Genomic DNA, 21,964 nt, shown 5'->3' with positions numbered 1-21,964 from the left:
ACAAATAGATATATTTTCGGAACAAAATTGTATATAAAAACAACATGATACTATTTTTTATAAAAAGGATAGAGCTTTACCTCTTCATTTTAATGCTGTGTTCGTTCCATTCGGGACGAGCACAGCAAAAGCTTGCTGTAGAGATTCAGATGCCTGTTTTTGCGGAGACCACAGTAGGTGAAATCTTTCAGCTTTTGAAAGAGAAGGAAGATGTATTGTTCTCCTTCAATGGAAATATCCTACAGACAGTGTTATTCATACCAAGCCTTTTAAAGGAAATTTGTACGATTATCTAGATGGGATTTTGGGAAAGGAATATTCTTTTAAAGAACTGGGCAGACATATTATCATTCAATATACACCACAACGGATGTCGGTAGATTTTGAAGTACAAACACCCACTAAGAATAAAGTGGTTATAACAGGTTATATCAAGAATATTCGAACCAACCGCCCGATTTCCAATGCGAGTATCTTTGATCGAAATGCTTTACTGTCTACATTGACGGATCAAAACGGCTACTTTGAACTAGATGTAAAGAAAAGGAGTAATCTCATTGCTGTGAATGTGAGTAAGGAGGCTTTTCGGGATACCAGTGTTATGGTGATTTTTCCGATAGAAGCGAAAATTGGAGATAAGAAAACGCGTGATTATGGCTATTTTGAGGGTTATGAAGAAGATCATGGTCTTTATCGATCGTTTTGGGGACGGGTGTTTCTCTCGCCTGCCCAGAAGATCCAAAGTATGAATTTAGGTGGAATGTTTTTGTATAGTCCTTACCAAATTTCGATGACACCGGGATTAAGTACGCATGGTTTTATACGCTCGCAAATTGTGAATAAATTTTCCATCAATATCATTGGTGGATCTACGGCGGGCGTAAAAGGTATGGAGCTCGGTGGCGTATTTAATATGAATCAATATGATATGCAGGGTATGCAGATGGCTGGGGTGTTCAATGCGGTGGGCGGAAATGTGCGTGGGGTGCAGCTCGCCGGTGTAGGAAACCGTGTTTTCGGAGAAATGAAAGGTTTGCAAATGGCAGGTGTTTTTAATGGCGTAGGTGGAAATGTAAGTGGGGTACAGATCGCTGGTGTGGGAAACCATGTTGTCGGGCAAGTAAAAGGTCTACAAATAGCGGGTGTTTTCAACAAAGCAGATACGGTGAGAGGAGTTCAGATTGCCGGAGTTGTAAATTTGACGAAAGATGCTTCTGGAACGGTACAGCTTGCCAGTATACTTAATCATAGCGAATCGACTGTTGGAAATCAAATTGCAGGCCTCGCCAATAAAGCAAAAAAAGTAAAAGGAATTCAATTGGCCGGTATCGTCAATATCGCGGATAGCAGCGATTATCCCATTGGTCTGCTCAATTTTATTAAAAATGGCGAGAAAAGTCTTTCAATAGCAATTAATGAAGATAGCTACCTCGGACTGCAATTTCGTTCAGGTGGTCGTGTACTTTATAGCCTATTATCGATCAATGTGGCACTTGAAGGTAATCGACCTGATAAATATGCCTTTGAAGCTGGGTTAGGAGCTGTAGTGCTCAATGGGTCTAAATTCAGTCTCCGCACTGAAATAACAGCGCGTAATCTTTTGACCGAGAAATTTAAAATGCTGGATAACCATCAGTCCTCGCTGCGGATAATTCCAGCCTTTAAATTAAGTGACCGTATATCTATATTTGTTGCTCCCAGTTTGAACTATGCGGAGCGAGATGAAAATACAATTTCTGGCGGTAGTACGGTATGGAAAGCTTGGCGAAGAGACCGAACACGAAATACATTTTATGGCGGTGGAATGGCAGGGCTGATGTTAAAATTATAAAACTGAAAACTATTTGTTAATAGTGTTGTTCTATAGATAGCTTTTAAACATTTAACATTTTACGTAAACGCCCAATATCAATTTGATAGCGGGCGTTTATCTTTGTATAGCTGATTGGAGAACAGTGTTTAAGCGACTGTCGCAGTCTTTAATACATTACGGTAAGGATAAGAATGGAAGATGTGTCTGCGGGCAAATCGACCTAAAGAATCTGCGTTGACAAATTTAATATAGTCATTCCGCTGAACACCAAAATATTCATATTGACTACCATCGTGAAAAGTGACTGTCAATATTTGTCCTTTCCAGTCAATATCCTGAATACCAGAATTGGTAATTGTCTCCGTGTAGATTGGTAACTGTTGCTCTAATGTTTCCGGACAAATGCTTACCAGAAAATGGTATGCTTCGATCATTTCAACACTTTTTTGCTCTGCAGCCAAACGACCTTCTTCATCATTGACAAATTTATCGGGATGACATTCTTTCATGATTGTCCGGTAAGTAGATTTTAGGGTTTTCAGATCCACAGATTTATCTACATTAAGTAACTTCCGGTAGTCGGCAATTTTTTTCATGGCGGCAAAGATATGCTTAATAATCAGATTATTCGCTATGAAATAAGAAATTTTCTTATTTCTTCAACAAGGTTTTTACATAGAGTTGCTCGACCTTCTCTCTTGCCCAAGGTGTTTTCCTTAAGAAAGTTAGGGATGATTTGACACTCGGATTTTCATTGAAGCAACGGATGGATATGCGTTGTCCCAACTCTTCCCAGCCATAATACTCCACTAAATATTCAATAATGGTGTCGAGTCTTTTTCCGTGTAATGGATTATTAATTTGTTCTTGCATGTCGTAAAGATAATAATCTTCAAATTATGGATTATGCTAATTTCTATGGTTTGAATGAAAATGGAACAGAACTTAGTGTGTATTAATATTCATTAAGTTGTGTGGCCAGCTTTTCTAGATCTAAATTGAGCTGTTCGTCCCAAATTGCTCCCGTAGCATCCAGTTTTCCTTTGACTCCTTGTATGAGTAGATTTCTTTTTTCGTCAATTTGAGCTCCTAATCCCTGCAGGATACGCTGTAGTTCGACATGCGCTGTTTCGCCTTGCGCAGCAGCAGTAATGATACTAACGGGCTTATCGGTGAAAACCGTCGTTGCGGCGCACCATTCAAGTAGATTTTTTAATCCACTGGGTACACTGAAAATATATTCAGGGCTGCTGATCAATACTAAATCGGCGTCATTGATTACCTGGCGAAGTGCAATAATTTCAATAGGTGGATGAGATTGGCTCTCCTCTGGATCAAAATGAGGCAGTTCTTTAAGACGATCAAATAGGGTGAAATGGATATCGGCATTGATCTCCTGTTGGAGGTGATTTACAATATGATGATTGGATGAATGTGCACTGGCGCTACCAACAATGGCAAAAATAGTTTTCATGTGAGTTTAAATCTAATCAACGGCTGTATACTGCTGCTGAGTTTTTACTTTTTATATTCTTAATTTAGGAACTAAATTACACTATTCAATTCAAACGATTGACTTTGTTCTTCGCTTCAATGTAATTTTTCGTTTCTTTCTCCTTTTACCGATTAAGTTTATACTTTTGGAACTGAGGACTTATATTAGCCTTTTTTCGGATTATATGCTTTATTATGAGAAATAAAATGGGGTACCGCTTATTGTGGGAACGTATTCGTACTGGAGACGAAACGGCTTTCTTTGACCTATATGCGGCACTCTATCAAGAGCTTGTCAATTTTGGAATACGTACATGTGGCGATAGTGACCTGGCAAGTGAAGCAACCGATCAGGTATTTGTGAAAATTTGGGAAAAACGAGAACAGCTTGACCGGGTCGAAAATGTACAGTCCTATCTCATTACTTTTTTAAAAAGACGTATTCTGCGTTTGCTGGAGAAACAACATAAAATAAATACAGCCCTTCAACATGTAAAAGCTGAAGATGATTGGGTGGAGATGCCCTATGAGGAGTTTGTCATCAAAGTACAGACGAATGAAATCATACAGATCCGTTTGAAAGAAGCACTGGAGAAGTTATCATTTCGTCAAAAACAGCTGGTGAATCTCAAGTTCTTTGAGGGATATTCGTATGAAAAAATCTCAGAAATTACACAAATGTCTGTAAAGACAGCCTATAATACGCTTTACGATGCTTTGAAAATCCTACGGGAAGAGTTAAAAGATATTTAAGTTTAACCTGTTGTGGTTCCTTTGCAGATCCAATAATCGTTTAGCATGCGCTGAAAACTATTACAGAATGCTATTCTTGTATTCTTTATTTAAAATAAAAATCTGAATTTCAGTGTTTTATGAAATATTTTAAATTTTCTTTAGGCAAAAGAACGTCTTTTGGGCACTATAGAGTAAATACCCAAAAGAATGAGCCAAAAAGATTATAAACAGTTAGAAGATTTTTTGATTGACGATACTTTTCAAAAGTATTGTTCGGGAGAAGATAAAAACTGTATTCTGTACTGGCAACAATATAGCCTGAACCATCCAGAACAAGCGGAGACGATTCTGAAAGCCAAACGCCTCTATCAACTCTTGGTTGGCAATCGTCGACCTGTGAATGAGCAATTGGAAAAATTGAAGACAGATCTGCAGAATGTTCCAGTGGAGCATCAGGCATCCTTTCGGTTTAACTGGCCCAAATGGGCAGCCATTGCCGCTGTACTTGTTGCATTGGTATCGGGCGGAGTTTGGTATTATGCTCAACCCGGTAAAGTTGATTCCTCATTGCCAATAAGCGCAATCGGCCAAGTATATCAAACAAAAAATGGGGAGAAAAAGACCTTCGAATTAAGTGATGGAAGTACAGTAACGCTAAATTCTGCGAGTAAATTAGAGTTGTCCGCAGATTTCAATCAGGAATTGCGTGTGGTGCGGCTTGCTGGTGAAGGCTATTTTCAGGTAGCAAAGAATAAGGAGAAACCTTTTGTGGTACAGGCAGCTGATTTTGATATCAAGGTACTGGGGACAACATTCAATGTAAAGAGTTATTCTGATGAACCTACAGCAGAAGCATTGCTAGTGGAAGGTTCTATTGAGATGACGAGCAAAGGGCAGCGTGAAAATTCTGTTGTCATAAAACCGAATCAAAAAATCACGATCTTTAAGAATCAAACTGAAGTAGCAATCGCTCGTAAAACCAATAAACCAAACGTGAGCAAATTACCGATTAAGGAAATTGCCATAGAGAATATCCCTACAATAGAATCCAATACAGCTGAAATACCAGACATTGCGTGGCGTGAAAATAGATTAGAAATCGTGGACCAAGATTTTGAATCACTTCGTAGAACACTGGAACGTTGGTATGATGTGGATATACAAATCCAAAATGATCAATTAAAACAATATCGCTTTACGGCAACCTTCAGCAAGGAAGGTATTGTTCAGGTATTAAGTGCTTTACAGGAAGTTGAACCTTTTAAATTTAATGTATATGGGAAAAAAATAACTATATCAGAAAAGTAAAAAGGATGGTGGACCAACACCATCCTTCATTGAAAAAATGATTAACCAAAAGCAGCAACATTGGGGCGTGCTGCTTAATATTAATTTTAACCAACACTAAAATATGATTAAAAATTGCTTATTGCAAATGCGCAATGGATATATTGTGCATTTTAGATTCATTATCCGGATGAAACTAGCCTTAATTATGACTACGTGTGCTGTTATGAATGTTTCGGCAAATGTATTTTCCCAACAAAAAGTCTCCTTGGATGTCCAAAAAACAAAACTGAGCAAGGTACTTAAAATGATCGAAGAGCAAAGTGATTATTACTTTGTCTATAATTCGACGAACGAAAATTTAAATAAAGAAGTGTCAGTCAATGCGAATAATACCAAGGTATTGGATGTATTGGCTAAGCTTTTCAATAAAAGTGGATTGGTTTACTCCGTTTCTAAGGAAGGTCTTGTGGTTGTCAGTCAACAACAGCAGGTAGCTGTCGCAGGTGTCGTCACGGACGATAAGGGCAATCCCTTAGCTGGTGCCACGGTACGTGTTAAGGGAACCGCGGTGGGGCGGGCAACAGATATCAATGGACGTTTTACGATCGATGCGGCAACTGGAAACACCTTGATTATTTCTTTCGCAGGTTATACTTCGCAAGAAGTCGCCGTCACCAAAGAGGGGGATCTGAAAATTGTTTTATTGGAAGACAATCGGATGCTCAATGAGGTTGTTGTGACGGCATTGGGTATGAAGAAAGAGAAACGCTCGTTGGGGTATTCTGTTACGCAGGTTGCCGGTGAATCACTAACCACAGCCCGTGAAAATAATGTGATGAATTCACTCGTAGGAAAGGTGGCCGGATTGGATATCAGTTCTACATCTGGTGGGGCTGGAGCTGCGTCCAATGTGACCATTCGTGGGGTATCAAGTTTGAACCAAACAAATCAGCCATTATACGTAATCAATGGTATCCCCATGGAAAGTAAACCAGTAGGAATTGGAAATGCTAATTCCAAGGGAAACTCAGGAAGCCAATGGGATAATGCACCCGATCTTGGTGATGCGATCGGCAATATCAACCCAGACGATATTGAAAGTATTTCGGTTCTAAAAGGTGCGGCAGCATCAGCATTATATGGCTCAAGAGCGAAAGCTGGTGTTATCCTCATTACGACAAAATCAGGTAAAGGTAATTCGATCGATTTCAATAGTAACCTTGTTGCCGAGCAGATCATTGACAACACCAATTGGCAAACAGTGTATGGTCAGGGGGCGAACGGTGAGAAGCCAACAACCCAAGCAGGAGCGGCCCAAGTGGGCGGATCGAGCTGGGGAGCTAAATTGGACGGTTCTCCCGTAGTCCAATTTGACGGTGTATCAAGACCATATTCATTACAAAAAGGGAATTTAGATAGGTTTTATCGTACGGGTTCAACATGGACAAATACGCTGGCATTAAATAAATCATTTGATGGCGGATCTATCCGTCTGTCGGGAACAGATGTCAATAACAGGTCTGTTGTTCCAAATTCGGGACTGAAAAGACAGTCGTTTAATTTGGTCGGACTTTTTGAACCACTCAAAGGTTTGACGATTGATGCGCGTTACAACATGATTTTGGAGCAGGTCAAAAATCGTCCAATGGTTTCTGACGGTGCAGGAAACGCCAATTACAACGTTATGTTTTTGCCATCGAGCATTAATGTCAATGATTTGAAGCCATGGAAGGATGGCAATGGAAAAGAGATACTCTATAATTCAGGCAATGTGTATGCGACCAACCCTTGGTTTGCTGCAAATGAGTTTATCAATAATACCAATCGTGACCGCTCCATAGCCTCTGTTACGGCTAAATATACGATGGGTAACGGTTTGTTTGTTCAAGGAAGAGCGGGACGGGATGGCTATACTGATCATTATAAAAATGTATTGCCTTCTGGTACGGGTTATTATGAAAATGGTAAAATCGCTGAACAAGAAACCAAATTTGCGGATATTAATGCGGATGTTTTGGTTGGTAAGTCATTCACTTTCGGAGATTATACCCTGACGCCTAATCTCGGAGCGAGTTACAGAAATACTAAAATCAGACAAACGACAAATTTGGGTACCGACTTCGCGATATTCGGTGTTTACAATATTTTGAATGCAAAAAATAAATCGGTAGCGTATCTCGAAAGCGAATCGGAGACACAGTCTACTTACGGTACCTTAGAATTTGCTTATAAAGATGTCGCCTATCTGACAGGTAGTTTGCGCTCTGACTGGTTTTCTACGCTAGCAACTCCGGGAGTGGATAATAAATTGAACTCGGTTTATCCAGCAGTTTCGGGATCATTTATCTTTTCAGAATATCTAAAGCCATCGTGGTTGAGTTTTGGAAAGTTGAGGGCAGGTTTTGCTCAGGTAGGGCAGGCAACAGATCCTTATCAAACCTTGCTAACCTATAATTTTAGAAGCGAGGTACTCAACGGTCAACCGTTAGGGGTTATTAACAATGTGAATATCCCGAACTCTTCCTTGAAAGCTTCTACAGCAACAGAGTTGGAAATTGGAACGGAGTTGCGTCTTTTTAATGATCGTGTAAACTTGGATCTAACCTGGTATAACAAGAAGTCGAAAGATGAGATTTCTTTTATCACAACCCCTTCAGCAAGCGGGTACGCCGGTGCCGTACTCAATGCCGGAAAGATGCAAAATAAGGGATTTGAAGCGTTGATTTCTGCTACTGTTGTTAAAACCGAAGATTTTAAATGGGTGTCTTCATTGAATGGTTCTTACAACGACAATAAAGTGATTTCATTGGCTGAAGGAATGGACGAACAGACGGTAGCAACGTCCCGTTCGGGTGTAGGTTACTTAATGAATAAAGTTGGTATGCCTGCTTTTCAGATCATGGCTTTCGATTATAAGTATGATAGCAATGGCGAGATCGTAAAATTGGCTGACGGTTCTCCTGACCGGGGTGAGTTAAAGTCTTATGGTTCAGCTATGAATAAATGGTTTGCAGGTTGGAACAATGAATTTAACTACAAAAGGTTTAATTTCTCTTTCTTGATTGATGGAAAATGGGGTGGAAAGCTTTTCTCAGGAACAGACTACTACGGTTACATTTTTGGATTGCATCAGGAAACTGTGGCAGATCGTGAAAGCTTGGGTAGAACGGCCTCTACTTATTATACCAATACAGCGAATAATGTATCCAAGATATTTGTAAACAGCGCTGATTTTGTAAAATTGAGACAGGTCGTTATGGGCTATACTTTCCCATCCAATCTATTTAATAACAAAGTTAAGTCGATTACAGTAAGTGCTGTAGCGCGCAATCTCTGGACGATCATGAAGAAAACAAATAACATAGATCCAGAGTCGAGCTATAATGCAACTTTCCCGGGCCTAGAGCTTGGAGGTGTACCAGCTGTACGTACTTACGGTGTTAATTTAAGTGTTAAATTCTAATTGCAAACAATCATGAAAAGATATATTAAACCGGTAGTTATTAGTTTAATGGCAGCGACGTTATTTATAGAAAGTAGCTGTACAAAAGATTTTGATAAGATAAATACAGATCCAGTTGCTTATGGTAAAGAAAATTGGGATCCAAATTATACATTGAGCTCTGCACAATTATTTTATACAGGAAGTTTTGATTTTGCATACGATACATGGCGTGGAAATCTAATTTACTCGTCGACAATGATGCAGGGGCTATCGACCGTAGTGAGTTATTGGGCCGGCGATAAATATATGCTGAATGAAAGCTATACCGCGGCGTATTGGGGTACGGGTACAGTTGGGGCCTATATTGAGCAGGTTCGTAATATTGTGGATGTGGTTGAGTTTACAAAAGACAAACCAAAATATGCAAATCTGTATAATGTCGCACGTATTTGGAAAGCTTTAATTTTTGCTCGCTTGACTGATTTGTATGGTGATGTTCCCTATTCGGAGGCGGGACTGGGGTTTTATACCAAAGTTTATAAACCGAAGTATGATAAGCAGCAGGACATCTATAACGATTTGTTAAAGGAACTTGAAACGGCTACTGCAGCATTAAAGGATGATGGTGATAAAGTCACTGGTGATGTTATTTATAAAGGTGATATTGCCAAATGGCGTAAATTTGGCAATTCTCTGCTCTTACGAACAGCGATGCGTTTGGTTAAAGTAGACGAATCTAAAGCGAAGGAATATGTACAGAAGGCTGCGGGTAAGACAATGGACAGCAATGCCGACAATGCATTTATTTTACATGATGAATCAGGATCTAGGGTTACTCAGAATAGAAATAGCCAGGTTTTATTGGGCGATGGTGGCCAAGAGAATTATTATGTAAAATGGTCTAAAACATTTATTGACTATCTAAAAAGCAATAATGATCCGAGGTTACAAAAGGTAGCTGTCACAAAACTGTATTTATCGGAAAAGGATAAAGGACAGAACGGGAGTTTTATCACAGACCCAACCAAGCAAAAGGGGATGCCTAACGGTAAGGATTTGGGCTCAAATGCGCAGTATAACATCAGTAGCGATCCAAGTTACACGACCTTTGCGGAATATTCTTCGCCCAATCCTAATATGATCAAGCGGACCGGTGCGACATTTATTTTGACCTATGGGGAATCCGAGTTGCTGTTGGCTGAGGCTGCCCAACGTTGGGGAATAGGTGGTAGTGCAGGCGATCATTATAAAAAAGGTGTGAAGGCAAGTATTACCTATCTGAATCAGTATGATGGTTCCTTGGCAATAAGTGATGCAGATGCTGAGACTTATTTGGCTGCGAATCCGTATAATGCTGCTGATGCCTTAAAACAGATCAATACCCAATACTGGGCACATACGATAACGATGATGGATTTTTATGAAACTTGGAGCAACTGGCGTAGAAGTGGCTATCCAGCGTTAACTCCTGTGAATTATCCAGGCAATGCAACGTCGGGGACTATTCCAAGAAGATTCCCTTATCCTTCTACTGAAGCGGCTATCAATGGCGAAAACTACAGAGCAGCTTCGGCCGCAGTACCTGGCGGAGACAAGTTGTCTGGTCGAGTTTGGTGGGATAAATAATTACAATGGTTTGTTTTTGATTGAGGCTGAACTTTCGTAGTTTGGCCTCTTTAAACCTTTTATAAAATATGATAAACCTAAAAAATCAATTGCTGTTTGCGATCGCGACTTCCTGTCTTGTTTTTTCATGTAAAAATAATACTGAAAAAAAAGAAGTTGATGCGGTAAAATCAACTTCTTTGTCCGGTACCTATAAGCTTATTGAAAGCAAGACAATTAAAGGGAAGGATACGGTGACCGTTTTTACGGATACCAGTAAAACAGAGATGTTTAAAATGTTCAATGATGACCATTTTTCTTTCTTTAACCACGATAAGGAAAAAGGTAAAGGGAAAGAACCGCTATTTGTAGCCGGTGGCGGTACCTATTCTTTTGATGGTGTCAACTATCAAGAAAGACTACAATATTGTTCAATGCGGGATTGGGAAAGCAATAAGTTTGATTTTAAACTTACTTTAAAAGGAGATACCTTGATTCAAACCGGTGAGGAAAATTTACCTGAATTGGGGGTTAAACATACCATTGTGGAAACCTATTTAAAAGTCAAATAATCAATATTCTTATACCTGGAATTTTAACATCCCTCTTAAGTTTATTTTATTAATGCAGGCACTCAAGATTTCTTGAGTGTTTTTTTTGTTTGCTGGGAGGCCCTTTAAAAGGCTTTTATGCGATAATAGCATTATTTTAGAAAAAAAATAAAATTATATTGCAACATTTTCAACAGGGGCCCGACTACATAGTAGAAACATAAGAATTAACAGTATTAATTTTAGAACGTGCAAAATCAGCTTAGCGATAAGGAATTATTAGCGATGTGCCAAACGGGCAACGAGTCTGGCTTTGCGCAGCTCTATCATCGGTATGCAAAAAAGATTTTTAATTCTATTTATCGGGTTTTGTCGAATCAGGAAGAAAGTGAAGATATTTTACAGGAAACCTTTGTTGATTTTTTTGCAAGATCAGATAAATGGCATTTAGTGCTTAGTGTGGAGGCCTGGTTGAGAAGAATGGGGGTGAATAAGGCAATCTCATTATTACGGAAGAATAAGCAATATTTTACGCCGGTGGATGATCTGGAAATTCAGGATGATGGCGAAGACGAATTGCTGGAAAAAGAGTGGCGTGAATGTCGTTTGACAGATTTGGAAAATGTGATCGATCAACTGACCGGTGTACCTAAGATGGTGGTCAATCTTTATCTGTTTGAAAATATGAGCCATGATGAAGTTGCGGAAACATTGGGGATGACAGCAGTTGCTGTACGTAGCCAATACCACCGTGCTAAAAAGAAAATTTACGAACAATTGAAGGAAAGGTATAATTATGCGGGATAATTTAAAAGATTTTGTGAACGCTAATCGGGAGGCATTTGATCAGAGAGAACCTTCGGCTGACTTATGGAATAAAATTAGGCCACAAGTAGTCCCCACTGTTCAGGAAAGAAAGATTAAGCCTTTATGGAAATGGGCAAGTATTGCGGCAGCAGCATTGTTAGTTGGGACAGCAACCTTTATTGCTTTTGACCAACATCATGAATTAGCGGTAGAAAAACCTGTGGTTGCAGTACATCCGGTTACTGTTCAGAAAAGTACTGGAGATACAAATGTGGATCATCATGCTGGCCTGATGGATATTGTTTCTGATAGCCAAAAGAATTCAGCTCGGGTTAACGCAATAGCTGGTGTCGAAGGCAAAGGAAAACAATTGGCAAAAGTAAGCGTATCCGAAGCTGCTCATCACGAAAAGGAAGGGAGAATGGATTATGTTCAGATGCTTCAAGATTCCAGTTCTGCGAGTACGCGGTTAAGTGCTGTCTTGGCGATGAAAGATGGGGGAAGCTTAGATGGGAATAGTAGGGGAGCTTTAGAAAAGACTGCTGTATCAGATCAAAGCAGTAATGTACGCATGGCTGCAATTGAAACGGTATTAAATGGACTTAGTCCGGAAGAACGTCAACAAAAGGTTCAGGACTTTTTTGTGGAGCAAAATGATCCCACTTTACAAATGGAACTGATGCAAATGATGGCCCAACAGGCGGATCCGACGATGAAGGCGACGACAAAGGAAAAGTTAAATGAAATTGTCGAAGATCCCTTTACCCTGAAATTTGTGAAGGAGCAGGCCTATGCAGTATTATTAAATCAATAACGGAATATATTAAGTTGGAAGTCGGATTGTGTATGTTAATCAATGAAAAAGCTTAAAATGCATTATTTGACACATAATAAAGTAAAACTAAAACGAAATGAAAAAGATAAGGATAATGATGATTGGGGTCGCACTGATCTTTGCAAGCGCATTGCAGGCCCAGGTAAATGAAAATGTTGAAGGAGTTGCTGCGCCAAAACCTCCTAATCCTCCTAAAAAGGCTAGAGCGGTGTCAGGAGTTGTTGTCAGTAATAATCATAATTTTACCTACAGTTCTGCTGGATTCGGCCGTTCCAATGGGCCGAAAAGCTGGAAAGAAATTAAAGTGCCCAACTTGGGGAATAAGCTCCTATTAAAATTGGATAATGTTTATATCGAAGGGTATAAGGGAAAAGACGTGCTGATTACGGCCAAAGTGGAGGAAAGTGAAGAAAATGACCGCGCCAAAGGCCTACGTGTGATCAATGGCTCGGGCTTATCGGATAATTCAGGGCTTGGTATGAATATCAAAACAGAAGGTGGGGTGACTGAAATAAGTATGGTAGGGATGCCCTTAGAAGATTCTATTCGTATCAGGATACCGATGGATCTGCCTGTGACGATCAAAGGCGGTCGTGGAGCGATGTTTAATGCTGGGGAAATCGAATTAAAAGATATCCGGGCTGAGGTCGAAGTTGCTAGTACAATGGGGAATGTGAATTTATTGAACGTGACGGGGCCGATCAATGTCAAGGTTGCACAGGGAGATGTAACGGCCAAATTTGTTCAACCTGTTAAAGGACCGATTTCTTTGGTCGCAGCAATGGGGGCCGTAGATGTGGCCTTTCCAAAGAATTTTGGTGCTAATGTGGATGTGAAATCAGCCATGGGGAACATCTATGCAGCAGACGAGTTTCAGTTTGAGAAACAGTCTGAAGAGCCGAAGTCAACGCCAATGGGAAATGCGGTGAAAGGCAAAATGAATGGTGGTGGACAGGATGTTATCTTAAAAACATCCATGGGAGATATTTACATAAGAACACAGAAATAAAAAAAATAGCCTGTTAGAATAACAGGCTATTTTTTTAGTTCCATGCGGACGAGGTATTGATCATTCTCATCTTCATACAAAATTTGGACAACCCAGCCCATTTCGTGCGAAATTTTAATCAACAAATCCTGATCTAAGTAGAGCCATTTGAACAGGTTTCCTTTTTTGCCTTTGTATTCGTATTGATATTGAATTTCCCCAAAATAATGCGCTGGTTTTTTGATGTTATAATCTTTGTACAGATAACTGATATCTGAAGAGTCAAAAATCAGTTGGCCATTTTCAGTCAATAATTCTTTGCTATGCTGTAATAGTTTTCGAAAGCCATCTACGTCGCCAGCAAGGCCTATTCCGTTCATCAAAAGCAAAAGTGTATCGTATTTTTGGCCTTCGAATTTATAGAAATCTTCGCAGATAATATGTTGTACCCCGCGTTGTTGCATAATATGGCAGGCGGTCTGCGAGAGTTCCAGTGCATCTACTTCAAAACCTTTTTCTTGTAGATAAAGGCTATGGCTGCCAACTCCAGCTCCAACATCCAGTACACGTCCATCACATAAGGATAGACCAATAAATTCCAGTTCAGGGAAATCATCAGGTTCACGAAAGAAAATCTCGACCGGCATTTCGTCTCGGTCGCCATAACTCGTGTGGAGTACTAAAGGAAATTTTTCTTCTTGATGTACGAAATAATCATCTAAAGCTTCACCGTATACGTCTCTATGCATTGTCATCATCAATCATTAGTACTTTTTTTGCTATATATATGGAGTCTTCATCTCCCGTATGTTTCATGGGTTCGTCAGATAGTTTGATGACCGGGGTCCATTGATCATCTTCTGGCAAAGCGTCGGTCATCTTAATGACGATATTCATGGGTTTAAGACCGACATCATTGGTGAAATTGGTGCCAACGCCAAAGGAATGCAAGATTTTTCCCTCACAGTAGCTCGCGATTCTTTCGACTTTCTCATAGTCCAGTCCATCCGAGAATATAATTGTTTTGGAGAGGGGATCGATTCCATTCTTCTTATAATGTGCGATGACCTTATCTGTAAATTCAAGTGGATCTCCACTGTCGTGTCGGACTCCATCAAATAATTTGGTTAATTTTTTGTCAAACTGCTGAAAGAAGACTTCCGTCGTATAGGTGTCCGATAGTGCTATTCCGAGGTCACCCCGGTAGACATCAGACCAATGTTCAAGGCCAAGGAGATTCGCCATTTTATATCCGTATTTGGCAGCGTGGAACATAAACCATTCATGGGCATGTGTGCCGATTGGTTTCGTCTCATATTTCATTGCTAAATGTACATTGCTGGTGCCTATAAATGTTTTTTCGCCGTATTGCTTCAGTGTGCGAACGACCAAATCGTGGACTTCATAAGAATGACGTCTGCGCGTGCCAAAATCAGCAATTGTGATATTGAGTTTTTTATATTTTTCGATTTTATCTTTGGCGGTGGCGATCACAGCTGCATCCGAGGCACGTTGTAGACCTTGGGATTCATAAAAAAGTTCACAGATAAGCGACATTAATGGGACTTCCCAAAGAATAGTACGGTACCAATACCCTTCGATAATGACTTCAAGGTCGGGGCCATCCTGAAATATTTTGATTTCCTCGGGATCGTAGCGATAACCTTGAAGAAAATCGAAATAGGTTGGGTCTATATAAGGACATGTCTTGGCAAAGAAAGCCTTTTCTGCTTTTGTTAACTTCAAATTAGCCATCTCATGGACGGCCTCCCTCAGGAGTACATCAAAACCATCGGGAAATTTATGATGTCCCCGATTAATAAAATGATAACGTGCCTTGGCCTTTGGAAACAACTTGACCACGGCATGCTGCATGGTGAATTTGTAAAAGTCATTATCTAATATAGAGGTAAATGAAGCCATCTTTATCGATCTGTTTTTTGTTTGAAGCGGTAAATTTACTAATTAACGTGAAAATGTATGGATTGTTCATGATAAATATAAAAAGACATGCATATAAAAGGCGGGTAAAATTTTTCATTTTACCCGCCAAATGTGAATTATTATTTTATTCGGCTGTCATTATCTTGTTCTAGATCTTTCTGATCCTTGCGAAGAACGTCCAGAGTTACGTTCGCCTGAGCTTTCTGAAGACCTTGATCGAGATACTGAGGATGAATTGTCTGTATTTGATCTACTTCTTGTGTTTTCGTAGCTCCGATTTTGAGTTGGTTGTGCTACAGGTTGCGACACAGGTTGGCTCGAACGTGTTCTGCTGCCATCATAATTTCCATTTCGTTGCGGCGTTGTCGTAGGTTGCGCAACTCTTGGCGGCACAGCCTGATCGGAACCGTTCGCACTAGACCGCGAGCGTGAATTATAATCTGTGTTTCTATTGTAGTCTGTACTTCTGCCGTTGGTTACACCATTATTGTCAACGGAGCGATTTTGCCTGTCCCTAGTGGTAGATGTAGGGTTGTTATTGTTTGAAGCATCCGACTGGCGACTTGATCGCGTTCTAAAATCATAGTTATTCGAATTAGGTTGTGTACCATTCGTATTTCTATTTATAGTACCATTGTCTCCGGTTCGAGTATTATTAATTGAACTACGGCTTGAACCACCGCTGTTGGCATCATTACGAGACCTTACAGAAGCATTTCCACTGTTGTCAATATATAACTCACGATTTCCTGATCTCGAGTCGATGTTATCTCTGTTGGTTATGACACGATTGGTTCGATCTGAAATCTCACTATTGTTATTTCGTGTTCGGGTAGAAGCATCTACGACATTCGTGGGGCGTGCAGAGGATCTTGTATTACGGTCTACATTCGGACGGTACATACTGATTTCATTACTGCGGTTGCTGCTACTGCGTACAGACCCAGGTCTATCGACACTTGCGATTCTATTCACTGTTACGCTTCTTCCTGTCGAACGTTCAATATCGGATCTTCGCGGACCGCCAACATAATAGTTGTTGTTAATTATCGTGGTATTATTGATAATGGTGGTTCTGTTGTAGATATTATTGTAATTTCTTCGATTAACATAATATCTATCCATGTCTCGCCGCATAAAGTGATTGACGCCTACAAATGTCCAAAAATTCATTGGGATATTAACGGATACATTAATATTCATGCCTGGGCCCAGAGGAGCCCAACCGTAGTAGTCATTACTTTGACGCCAATTTACCCATGCTGGTCCCCATTCATAGTCAGGAACCCATCCCCAGCCATAACGGTCATTGTAGTTCCAGCGACCATAGTGGAAAGGGGCCCAACCCCAGTCATAATTGGATACCCAGGTATTTCCATAGTCAGTCATTGTCCAATAACCATTGGTTGCATATGGCTGGAAGTTCGGACCAACGTCCGGGATCCAAACATAACCATAATTGGGATCATTAACCCATTGTCCATAAGGTGAAAGCTGATCATAGAATAGCTGGAACGAAACTCCATCATTGTTATAATTGTTATAACCATTATTGTTATAACCATTATTATATCCACCCCGTTGGGCCATTGAAGTAGCGCAACTTGAAAAAGAAGCGATACCGATAAAACCAAGTACCCAATATTTTATGTTGCCTAAATTTTTCATTTCTGTAATATTTAAAAGTGTGACAAACTCTATGCTATTGTCTTTGTTATTATGACAGCATAACGTATAAAATGGTTTAATCGGTACATTAGAAATCTGATTTTTTATATATAAAAGTCAAATTGATGATCTTTTTACATAAACGACAATTTTAGATACATATTTTTATTTACCTTTACCGCTCGAATTGCTACGTGTTTGTTCAGCATAAGACGTGTTTTAAAACACATTAATTTGAAATAGACATCATTTAAATGGCTAAAAAACTTCAGACTTTTTTTCTAGAATTTGCAAACATTCACCGTTTTTTGCTACGGTTTTGGCGTGAATTGGTAACTCCACCCTATGAATTTAAAGAGATTGTCCGTCAGTGCTATGAAATAGGCTATAAATCGTTGCCTTTGATCAGTTTAACGGGATTTATTGTTGGATTTGTTTTTACAAAACAGTCACGTCCTTCTTTGGAGGAATTTGGAGCGACTTCGATGTTGCCTTCGCTTATTTCGATCGCTATTGTTCGTGCATTAGCACCATTGGTGACGGCTTTAATAGCTTCGGGTAAAGTGGGCTCGCAAATTGGGGCAGAACTAAGTTCGATGAATGTCACGGAGCAAATCGATGCGATGGAAGTTTCGGGGACTAATCCATATAAGTTTCTTATTGTAAGTAGAATATTAGCTACAACTATTGGAATTCCAGTACTGTGTTTTTATGTGGCAGGTATAGGCCTTTTAGGTGGTTACCTAAGTATGATGAGTAAAGATGACTTAAGTTTTTTGAGTTTTTTTACGCAAGTATTTGAAACGATAGCATTTAAGGATTTAGGCGCTATGGTGTTGCGGGCAGTTATATTTGGTTTTACCATTGGAGCTGTAAGTTGTTATTGCGGTTATTTTTCTTCAAAGGGAACTGAAGGTGTTGGAAAGGCAGCGAATGCGGCCGTTGTAGCTTCGATGTTCCTTGTCTTTATTGAGGAAATAATTATTGTTCAAGTTTTATCGTTCTTTGGATAGTGAGCTATGGAAAAGATTAAGTCAACCATCGACCATTCGAAGCCGGTCATTGAAATTAGGGATGTTAGTAAATCTTTCGGTGATAATCACGTCCTACGTGGTGTCAATCTGGATTTATATAAAGAAGAAAATCTCGTTGTGCTTGGGCGTTCTGGAACAGGGAAATCCGTGTTGATCAAATTGATTTCGGGCTTATTAAGACCGGATGAGGGGACGATCAATGTTTTGGGAGAGTCAGTTCTTGAATTAAATGATCGTGAATTGCGTGAATTACGTTTGAAAATAGGGTTTTCTTTTCAGAATAGCGCACTTTATGACAGTATGACTGTGCGCGAAAATTTGGAATTTCCATTGGTTCGAAATAAACGCAACTTAACTCGTTCGGAGATCAATCAAGCTGTAGAAGAGGTGTTGGATGGAGTAGGGCTTTCGCAAGCGATCAATCAGATGCCTTCAGAGTTGTCTGGTGGACAGCGGAAGCGAATTGGTATTGCGCGTACCCTGATTCTTAGACCTGAAATCATGATGTACGATGAGCCAACAGCAGGGCTCGATCCGATTACTTGTTTGGAGATTAATGGATTGATTAACGAGGTTCAGGAGAGGTATAAAACAGCATCAATTATTATCACGCACGATTTGGCTTGTGCGAAAGAAGTGGGAGACCGGATTGTGATGTTGTTGGATGGTAAGTTTGAAAGACAGGGGTCTTTTGAAGAAATTTTTGATACAGATGACGCACGAGTAAGAGCGTTTTATAATTATAATTTTATTCTATAATATACATGAGTAAGGCAGAAAATAAAAGAGCAATCATTGTCGGTATTTTTGTTTTTTTAGGCGTATTGATTCTTTTAGCGGGTATTTTTATTTTGGGTAGCCAGCAAAAGAAATTTACTAGAAATATTGAAATTACGACTTCATTTCCCGATGTCGCTGGATTGAAGGTGGGGAGTAATGTCTGGTTTTCTGGGGTTAAGGTCGGGATCATTAAGAATATACATTTTAAAAGCGTGCAGGATGTTGAGGTGGTATTGACCATTGAGGAGAAATCTGCTGAGTATATTCGTAAAGATGCCGTAACAAAATTGGGCTCGGATGGTTTGATCGGTAACAAGATCGTAGTGATTTCTGGAGGGTCGCAAAACGCGCCCACTGTGGAGACAGGTGATTTCTTGCGTTCGGCGAAGACTGCGGACATGGAAGCGATGATGGAAACATTGCAGGTAAATAATGAAAACTTAGCAAAGATTACCACTGACTTTGTAGAAATATCACGTGGATTGGCGGATGGAAAAGGAATGGTTGGCGCGATGTTGACCGATACGTCCATGGTAAATACATTGCGTGCGACGTTATTATCGATCAGTGCTGCAATGAATAATGCAAACAAAGCTTCTGCTAATTTGGTCACCTTGACAAACTCTTTAAATAGCAATAAGGGCTTGATTCATGATTTAACGACCGATACCGCTATATTCTCTAATCTGCGTCAGTCTGCAGCGCAGTTGCAAGGAGTTTCCCAGACAGCAAATGCATTGATAAACAATTTGAATAATGCTTCAAGTCGATTGAATGATAAAGATAATGCGGTGGGTGTGTTATTGAATGACCCGGCATCGGCAAATCAAATTAAATCGGCAATCAATAATTTAAATTCGAGCACATCCAAACTGGACGAGAATATGGAGGCATTGCAGCATAATTTCTTGTTGCGTGGTTTCTTTAAAAAGAAGATGAAGGAGGATGCGAAAAAAGCTGAGTTGCTTAAAGCGGACACTGCAAAGTAAGTTGTGTTAAAAAAGAACATAAGGAAAGGCTGTACGCTTGCGTAGGGCCTTTTTTAATAAATAATAGCGTCATTATGGGATCCAACTCAACAGGTCTTAGCACTGTGTAGTATTTGGATAACCCTTTTATATTTGAAAGAAATGAATCACAGCGAAATAACCGATAAAGACGTCATTTACGAAGACAATCATCTCATCGCTATAAATAAGAAAGCCGGGGATATTGTGCAGGTGGATGAAACAGGAGACCTATCTTTAGAAGATATGGTGAAAGTATATTTGAAAAAGAAATATGATAAGCCAAATGAAGCATTTGTTGGTGTTATTCATCGATTAGATAGACCTGTTAGTGGTATGATTTTGTTCGCCAAAACAAGCAAGGCGCTAGAGCGAATGAATAAATTTTTTCAGGATAGACATGTGAAAAAGACCTATTTGGCAATCGTTAGACAGCGTCCGCGAAAAACTGAGGGGAAACTTATCAATTGGTTGGTTCGGAATAGACAAACAAGGGTAACAAAGGCCTTTCCACGCGAGGTGAAAGGCGGAAGTTATGCCGAGCTGGATTATACATTGGTGGGTGAGTTGAATGGATTCTATTTGCTGCGCGTAGAGCCTTTAACAGGTCGTACACATCAGATTCGTGCGCAACTTGCAGCGATGGGATGTCCTATTGTTGGTGATAATAAGTATGGATATCCAAGAGGCAGTTCTTTGGGCAGTATTTGTTTACATTCTCGTTCATTGACCTTTACGCATCCAATAAAAAAGGATAAGATGGAATTGATCGCTTCTTTGCCGAAAGATGGCTTTTGGGATAAATTTGAATCTTTGGCACGCTAATCGTTAAAATTTCAGTACCTTTGTGCTATGAAATGGTTTAAATATTTACTCCTAATATTTACCTTAAGTTGCTCGGCTGTGTCTGTTTCGTACGGACAGTGTGCGATGTGTACATTGAACGCTGAGAATTCTACGAAGGAAGGGAATATGCAAGGAAGAGGTCTGAATGACGGTATTTTGTTTCTATTGGTAATACCTTATCTAGCCGCGGCGGGCCTTGGTTATTTATGGTATAAAAAATACCGCAAGAAGAACCCCGTAACAAAGAAATTTTTAAACGAAATAAAATAGATTCTTAATGCCCACATCCAAATTCCATGCAATGATACATTCCAAATGTCCGAAGTGTCATATTGGTAATGTATTTGTAGGAAAGGTATACAGTTTACACAAGCAGCATATGAATGATACTTGCCCTTATTGTGGTGTCAAGTACGAGGTTGAGCCGGGGTATTTCTATGCTGCCATGTATGTGAGTTATGCTTTGTCTGTCGCTGAGATTGTTACTGTATCTGTTGCTATCGCAATTTTGACAGGAAGCGAGTCTCCTTGGTCTTATCTGATTGGTCTAGCTGTAACCATTTTGGTCTTCGCACCTTTTAATTTTAGATATGCCCGTTTGATTTTACTTCATTTTTTAACGCCAAAAATCAGTTATGATCCGCGCTATCAATTGGCGGCAGAGATAGGTGAAAAGAATAATAAGAACCTTGAAGAAGATGGTAACGATATTAATGAAATAAAAAAATAAAAGAGCTCCACAGAGCTCTTTTATTTTTTTAGATACTTCATGGTACTGTCGAAAAGGAACACCTTGTCTTTATATACTTCCGAAATGAGTTGTTGTAATGGAATTAGATGCACTTGCTGAAAATCTGCTATATGGTCTTCTGTAGGGAGTATAACTTGAATGCAGTAGGTCATACCTTCATGCGGCGACTGGAGCATTTCCAGAAAATGCACTTGAAATTTTTGGGATTGCACGATATTATCCTGAATCCATGAAACGACCTCTTGATGGATTGTTTCTTCTGCTATAACGGAGACATTGTATAAAAACATATGCAAAAATACGCTATTTTTCTGCGATAAAAAAGATTCTAAAGGACAGAACCGAGATAAGTTTGAATATTACATTTAATT

23 protein-coding genes are annotated in these 21,964 nt (G+C 39.7%); 16 read left to right on the top strand and 7 right to left on the bottom strand.

Annotated elements, in window-relative coordinates:
* The first annotated feature begins 44 nt into the window (after positions 1–44).
* Both B3H30_RS06495 and B3H30_RS06490 read left to right on the top strand, forming a co-directional pair.
* Positions 45–296 (top strand): hypothetical protein, encoded by a 252-nt coding sequence (locus B3H30_RS06495; protein WP_070567348.1) that lies wholly within the window; start codon positions 45–47, stop codon positions 294–296.
* Complete coding sequence (locus B3H30_RS06490; protein ID WP_070567346.1) at positions 281–1,831, top strand: hypothetical protein; 1,551 nt, start codon at positions 281–283, stop codon at positions 1,829–1,831. Before B3H30_RS06495 ends, B3H30_RS06490 begins: the two co-directional genes overlap by 16 nt.
* A 128-nt stretch (positions 1,832–1,959) precedes the next feature.
* On the opposite strand, the gene B3H30_RS06485 is transcribed toward B3H30_RS06490, so the two are convergent.
* The 3 genes from B3H30_RS06485 to B3H30_RS06475 form a co-directional block, all read right to left on the bottom strand.
* A complete protein-coding gene (locus B3H30_RS06485) occupies positions 1,960–2,409 on the bottom strand; it encodes a KTSC domain-containing protein (protein WP_070567345.1) in 450 nt (149 codons plus the stop codon).
* A gap of 55 nt (positions 2,410–2,464) precedes the next feature.
* A complete protein-coding gene (locus tag B3H30_RS06480) occupies positions 2,465–2,686 on the bottom strand; it encodes a VF530 family DNA-binding protein (RefSeq protein ID WP_046674232.1) in 222 nt (73 codons plus the stop codon).
* Between the two features lie 82 nt (positions 2,687–2,768).
* A complete protein-coding gene (locus tag B3H30_RS06475; protein ID WP_070567343.1) occupies positions 2,769–3,287 on the bottom strand; it encodes an NADPH-dependent FMN reductase in 519 nt (172 codons plus the stop codon).
* Between the two features lie 215 nt (positions 3,288–3,502).
* Between B3H30_RS06475 and B3H30_RS06470 the strand changes: the two genes are divergently transcribed.
* The 8 genes from B3H30_RS06470 (at position 3,503) to B3H30_RS06435 (ending at position 13,584) form a co-directional block, all read left to right on the top strand.
* On the top strand, positions 3,503–4,060 hold the full coding sequence (locus B3H30_RS06470) for an RNA polymerase sigma factor (protein ID WP_046674230.1): 558 nt from the start codon (positions 3,503–3,505) through the stop codon (positions 4,058–4,060).
* Positions 4,061–4,249: 189 nt separating this feature from the next.
* Complete coding sequence (locus B3H30_RS06465; RefSeq protein WP_070567341.1) at positions 4,250–5,350, top strand: FecR family protein; 1,101 nt, start codon at positions 4,250–4,252, stop codon at positions 5,348–5,350.
* 169 nt (positions 5,351–5,519) lie between these two features.
* Positions 5,520–8,795, top strand: a complete 3,276-nt coding sequence (locus tag B3H30_RS06460; RefSeq protein ID WP_254667728.1) for a SusC/RagA family TonB-linked outer membrane protein — start codon at positions 5,520–5,522, stop codon at positions 8,793–8,795.
* 12 nt (positions 8,796–8,807) lie between these two features.
* The gene (locus B3H30_RS06455; protein WP_070567339.1) at positions 8,808–10,403 is read left to right on the top strand and encodes a SusD/RagB family nutrient-binding outer membrane lipoprotein; all 1,596 of its coding nucleotides are present in this window, start codon (positions 8,808–8,810) and stop codon (positions 10,401–10,403) included.
* A gap of 68 nt (positions 10,404–10,471) precedes the next feature.
* Positions 10,472–10,954, top strand: coding sequence for a hypothetical protein (locus B3H30_RS06450; RefSeq protein WP_070567337.1), 483 nt, complete (start codon positions 10,472–10,474; stop codon positions 10,952–10,954).
* Positions 10,955–11,182: 228 nt separating this feature from the next.
* The gene (locus B3H30_RS06445) at positions 11,183–11,740 is read left to right on the top strand and encodes an RNA polymerase sigma factor (RefSeq protein ID WP_046674226.1); all 558 of its coding nucleotides are present in this window, start codon (positions 11,183–11,185) and stop codon (positions 11,738–11,740) included.
* Positions 11,730–12,554, top strand: a complete 825-nt coding sequence (locus B3H30_RS06440) for a hypothetical protein (RefSeq protein WP_070567335.1) — start codon at positions 11,730–11,732, stop codon at positions 12,552–12,554. Before B3H30_RS06445 ends, B3H30_RS06440 begins: the two co-directional genes overlap by 11 nt.
* Before the next feature lie 97 nt (positions 12,555–12,651).
* Positions 12,652–13,584 carry a DUF4097 family beta strand repeat-containing protein gene (locus B3H30_RS06435; RefSeq protein ID WP_070567332.1) on the top strand — a complete coding sequence of 311 codons (933 nt, stop codon included), beginning with the start codon at positions 12,652–12,654 and terminating at the stop codon, positions 13,582–13,584.
* A gap of 26 nt (positions 13,585–13,610) precedes the next feature.
* On the opposite strand, the gene B3H30_RS06430 is transcribed toward B3H30_RS06435, so the two are convergent.
* From B3H30_RS06430 to B3H30_RS06420, 3 genes are all read right to left on the bottom strand, one after another.
* Positions 13,611–14,312, bottom strand: coding sequence for a class I SAM-dependent methyltransferase (locus tag B3H30_RS06430; RefSeq protein ID WP_046674368.1), 702 nt, complete (start codon positions 14,310–14,312; stop codon positions 13,611–13,613).
* Positions 14,305–15,486: a nicotinate phosphoribosyltransferase gene (gene pncB / locus B3H30_RS06425; RefSeq protein WP_070567330.1), complete on the bottom strand. Its 1,182-nt coding sequence runs from the start codon at positions 15,484–15,486 to the stop codon at positions 14,305–14,307. Before pncB ends, B3H30_RS06430 begins: the two co-directional genes overlap by 8 nt.
* Before the next feature lie 159 nt (positions 15,487–15,645).
* Positions 15,646–17,175, bottom strand: a complete 1,530-nt coding sequence (locus B3H30_RS06420) for a DUF6600 domain-containing protein (protein WP_070567328.1) — start codon at positions 17,173–17,175, stop codon at positions 15,646–15,648.
* Positions 17,176–17,429: 254 nt separating this feature from the next.
* Here B3H30_RS06420 and B3H30_RS06415 point away from each other — a divergent pair, with 254 nt between their 5' ends.
* The 6 genes from B3H30_RS06415 (at position 17,430) to B3H30_RS06390 (ending at position 21,572) form a co-directional block, all read left to right on the top strand.
* The gene (locus tag B3H30_RS06415) at positions 17,430–18,188 is read left to right on the top strand and encodes an MlaE family ABC transporter permease (RefSeq protein WP_046674222.1); all 759 of its coding nucleotides are present in this window, start codon (positions 17,430–17,432) and stop codon (positions 18,186–18,188) included.
* A 6-nt stretch (positions 18,189–18,194) separates the two neighbouring features.
* Entirely contained in the window at positions 18,195–18,968 is a 774-nt protein-coding gene (locus B3H30_RS06410; protein ID WP_046674221.1) for an ABC transporter ATP-binding protein, read from the top strand.
* Positions 18,969–18,973: 5 nt separating this feature from the next.
* Positions 18,974–19,978, top strand: a complete 1,005-nt coding sequence (locus tag B3H30_RS06405; protein ID WP_070567326.1) for an MlaD family protein — start codon at positions 18,974–18,976, stop codon at positions 19,976–19,978.
* A gap of 141 nt (positions 19,979–20,119) precedes the next feature.
* Complete coding sequence (locus B3H30_RS06400; RefSeq protein WP_070567324.1) at positions 20,120–20,821, top strand: RluA family pseudouridine synthase; 702 nt, start codon at positions 20,120–20,122, stop codon at positions 20,819–20,821.
* 27 nt (positions 20,822–20,848) lie between these two features.
* A complete protein-coding gene (locus B3H30_RS06395; protein ID WP_070567322.1) occupies positions 20,849–21,112 on the top strand; it encodes a hypothetical protein in 264 nt (87 codons plus the stop codon).
* 109 nt (positions 21,113–21,221) lie between these two features.
* Positions 21,222–21,572 carry a DUF983 domain-containing protein gene (locus B3H30_RS06390; RefSeq protein WP_070567319.1) on the top strand — a complete coding sequence of 117 codons (351 nt, stop codon included), beginning with the start codon at positions 21,222–21,224 and terminating at the stop codon, positions 21,570–21,572.
* 20 nt (positions 21,573–21,592) lie between these two features.
* On the opposite strand, the gene B3H30_RS06385 is transcribed toward B3H30_RS06390, so the two are convergent.
* The gene (locus B3H30_RS06385) at positions 21,593–21,883 is read right to left on the bottom strand and encodes a DUF4286 family protein (protein ID WP_070567317.1); all 291 of its coding nucleotides are present in this window, start codon (positions 21,881–21,883) and stop codon (positions 21,593–21,595) included.
* Between the last annotated feature and the right edge of the window lie 81 nt (positions 21,884–21,964).

Source organism: Sphingobacterium sp. UBA7038 (genome assembly GCF_002494055.1).
Lineage (GTDB): Bacteria > Bacteroidota > Bacteroidia > Sphingobacteriales > Sphingobacteriaceae > Sphingobacterium > Sphingobacterium multivorum.
This window is presented reverse-complemented; position numbering and strand designations above follow the sequence as displayed.

Bases quoted from the DNA above. Each gene is read 5' to 3' on its own strand.
- B3H30_RS06495 (WP_070567348.1), top strand. From the start codon at position 45: ATGATACTATTTTTTATAAAAAGGATAGAGCTTTACCTCTTCATTTTA.
- B3H30_RS06485 (WP_070567345.1), bottom strand. From the start codon at position 2,409: ATGAAAAAAATTGCCGACTACCGGAAGTTACTTAATGTAGATAAATCT.
- B3H30_RS06480 (WP_046674232.1), bottom strand. From the start codon at position 2,686: ATGCAAGAACAAATTAATAATCCATTACACGGAAAAAGACTCGACACC.
- B3H30_RS06475 (WP_070567343.1), bottom strand. From the start codon at position 3,287: ATGAAAACTATTTTTGCCATTGTTGGTAGCGCCAGTGCACATTCATCC.
- B3H30_RS06470 (WP_046674230.1), top strand. From the start codon at position 3,503: ATGAGAAATAAAATGGGGTACCGCTTATTGTGGGAACGTATTCGTACT.
- B3H30_RS06465 (WP_070567341.1), top strand. From the start codon at position 4,250: ATGAGCCAAAAAGATTATAAACAGTTAGAAGATTTTTTGATTGACGAT.
- B3H30_RS06460 (WP_254667728.1), top strand. From the start codon at position 5,520: ATGAAACTAGCCTTAATTATGACTACGTGTGCTGTTATGAATGTTTCG.
- B3H30_RS06455 (WP_070567339.1), top strand. From the start codon at position 8,808: ATGAAAAGATATATTAAACCGGTAGTTATTAGTTTAATGGCAGCGACG.
- B3H30_RS06450 (WP_070567337.1), top strand. From the start codon at position 10,472: ATGATAAACCTAAAAAATCAATTGCTGTTTGCGATCGCGACTTCCTGT.
- B3H30_RS06440 (WP_070567335.1), top strand. From the start codon at position 11,730: ATGCGGGATAATTTAAAAGATTTTGTGAACGCTAATCGGGAGGCATTT.
- B3H30_RS06435 (WP_070567332.1), top strand. From the start codon at position 12,652: ATGAAAAAGATAAGGATAATGATGATTGGGGTCGCACTGATCTTTGCA.
- B3H30_RS06430 (WP_046674368.1), bottom strand. From the start codon at position 14,312: ATGCATAGAGACGTATACGGTGAAGCTTTAGATGATTATTTCGTACAT.
- pncB (WP_070567330.1), bottom strand. From the start codon at position 15,486: ATGGCTTCATTTACCTCTATATTAGATAATGACTTTTACAAATTCACC.
- B3H30_RS06420 (WP_070567328.1), bottom strand. From the start codon at position 17,175: ATGAAAAATTTAGGCAACATAAAATATTGGGTACTTGGTTTTATCGGT.
- B3H30_RS06415 (WP_046674222.1), top strand. From the start codon at position 17,430: ATGGCTAAAAAACTTCAGACTTTTTTTCTAGAATTTGCAAACATTCAC.
- B3H30_RS06410 (WP_046674221.1), top strand. From the start codon at position 18,195: ATGGAAAAGATTAAGTCAACCATCGACCATTCGAAGCCGGTCATTGAA.
- B3H30_RS06405 (WP_070567326.1), top strand. From the start codon at position 18,974: ATGAGTAAGGCAGAAAATAAAAGAGCAATCATTGTCGGTATTTTTGTT.
- B3H30_RS06400 (WP_070567324.1), top strand. From the start codon at position 20,120: ATGAATCACAGCGAAATAACCGATAAAGACGTCATTTACGAAGACAAT.
- B3H30_RS06395 (WP_070567322.1), top strand. From the start codon at position 20,849: ATGAAATGGTTTAAATATTTACTCCTAATATTTACCTTAAGTTGCTCG.
- B3H30_RS06390 (WP_070567319.1), top strand. From the start codon at position 21,222: ATGAATGATACTTGCCCTTATTGTGGTGTCAAGTACGAGGTTGAGCCG.
- B3H30_RS06385 (WP_070567317.1), bottom strand. From the start codon at position 21,883: ATGTTTTTATACAATGTCTCCGTTATAGCAGAAGAAACAATCCATCAA.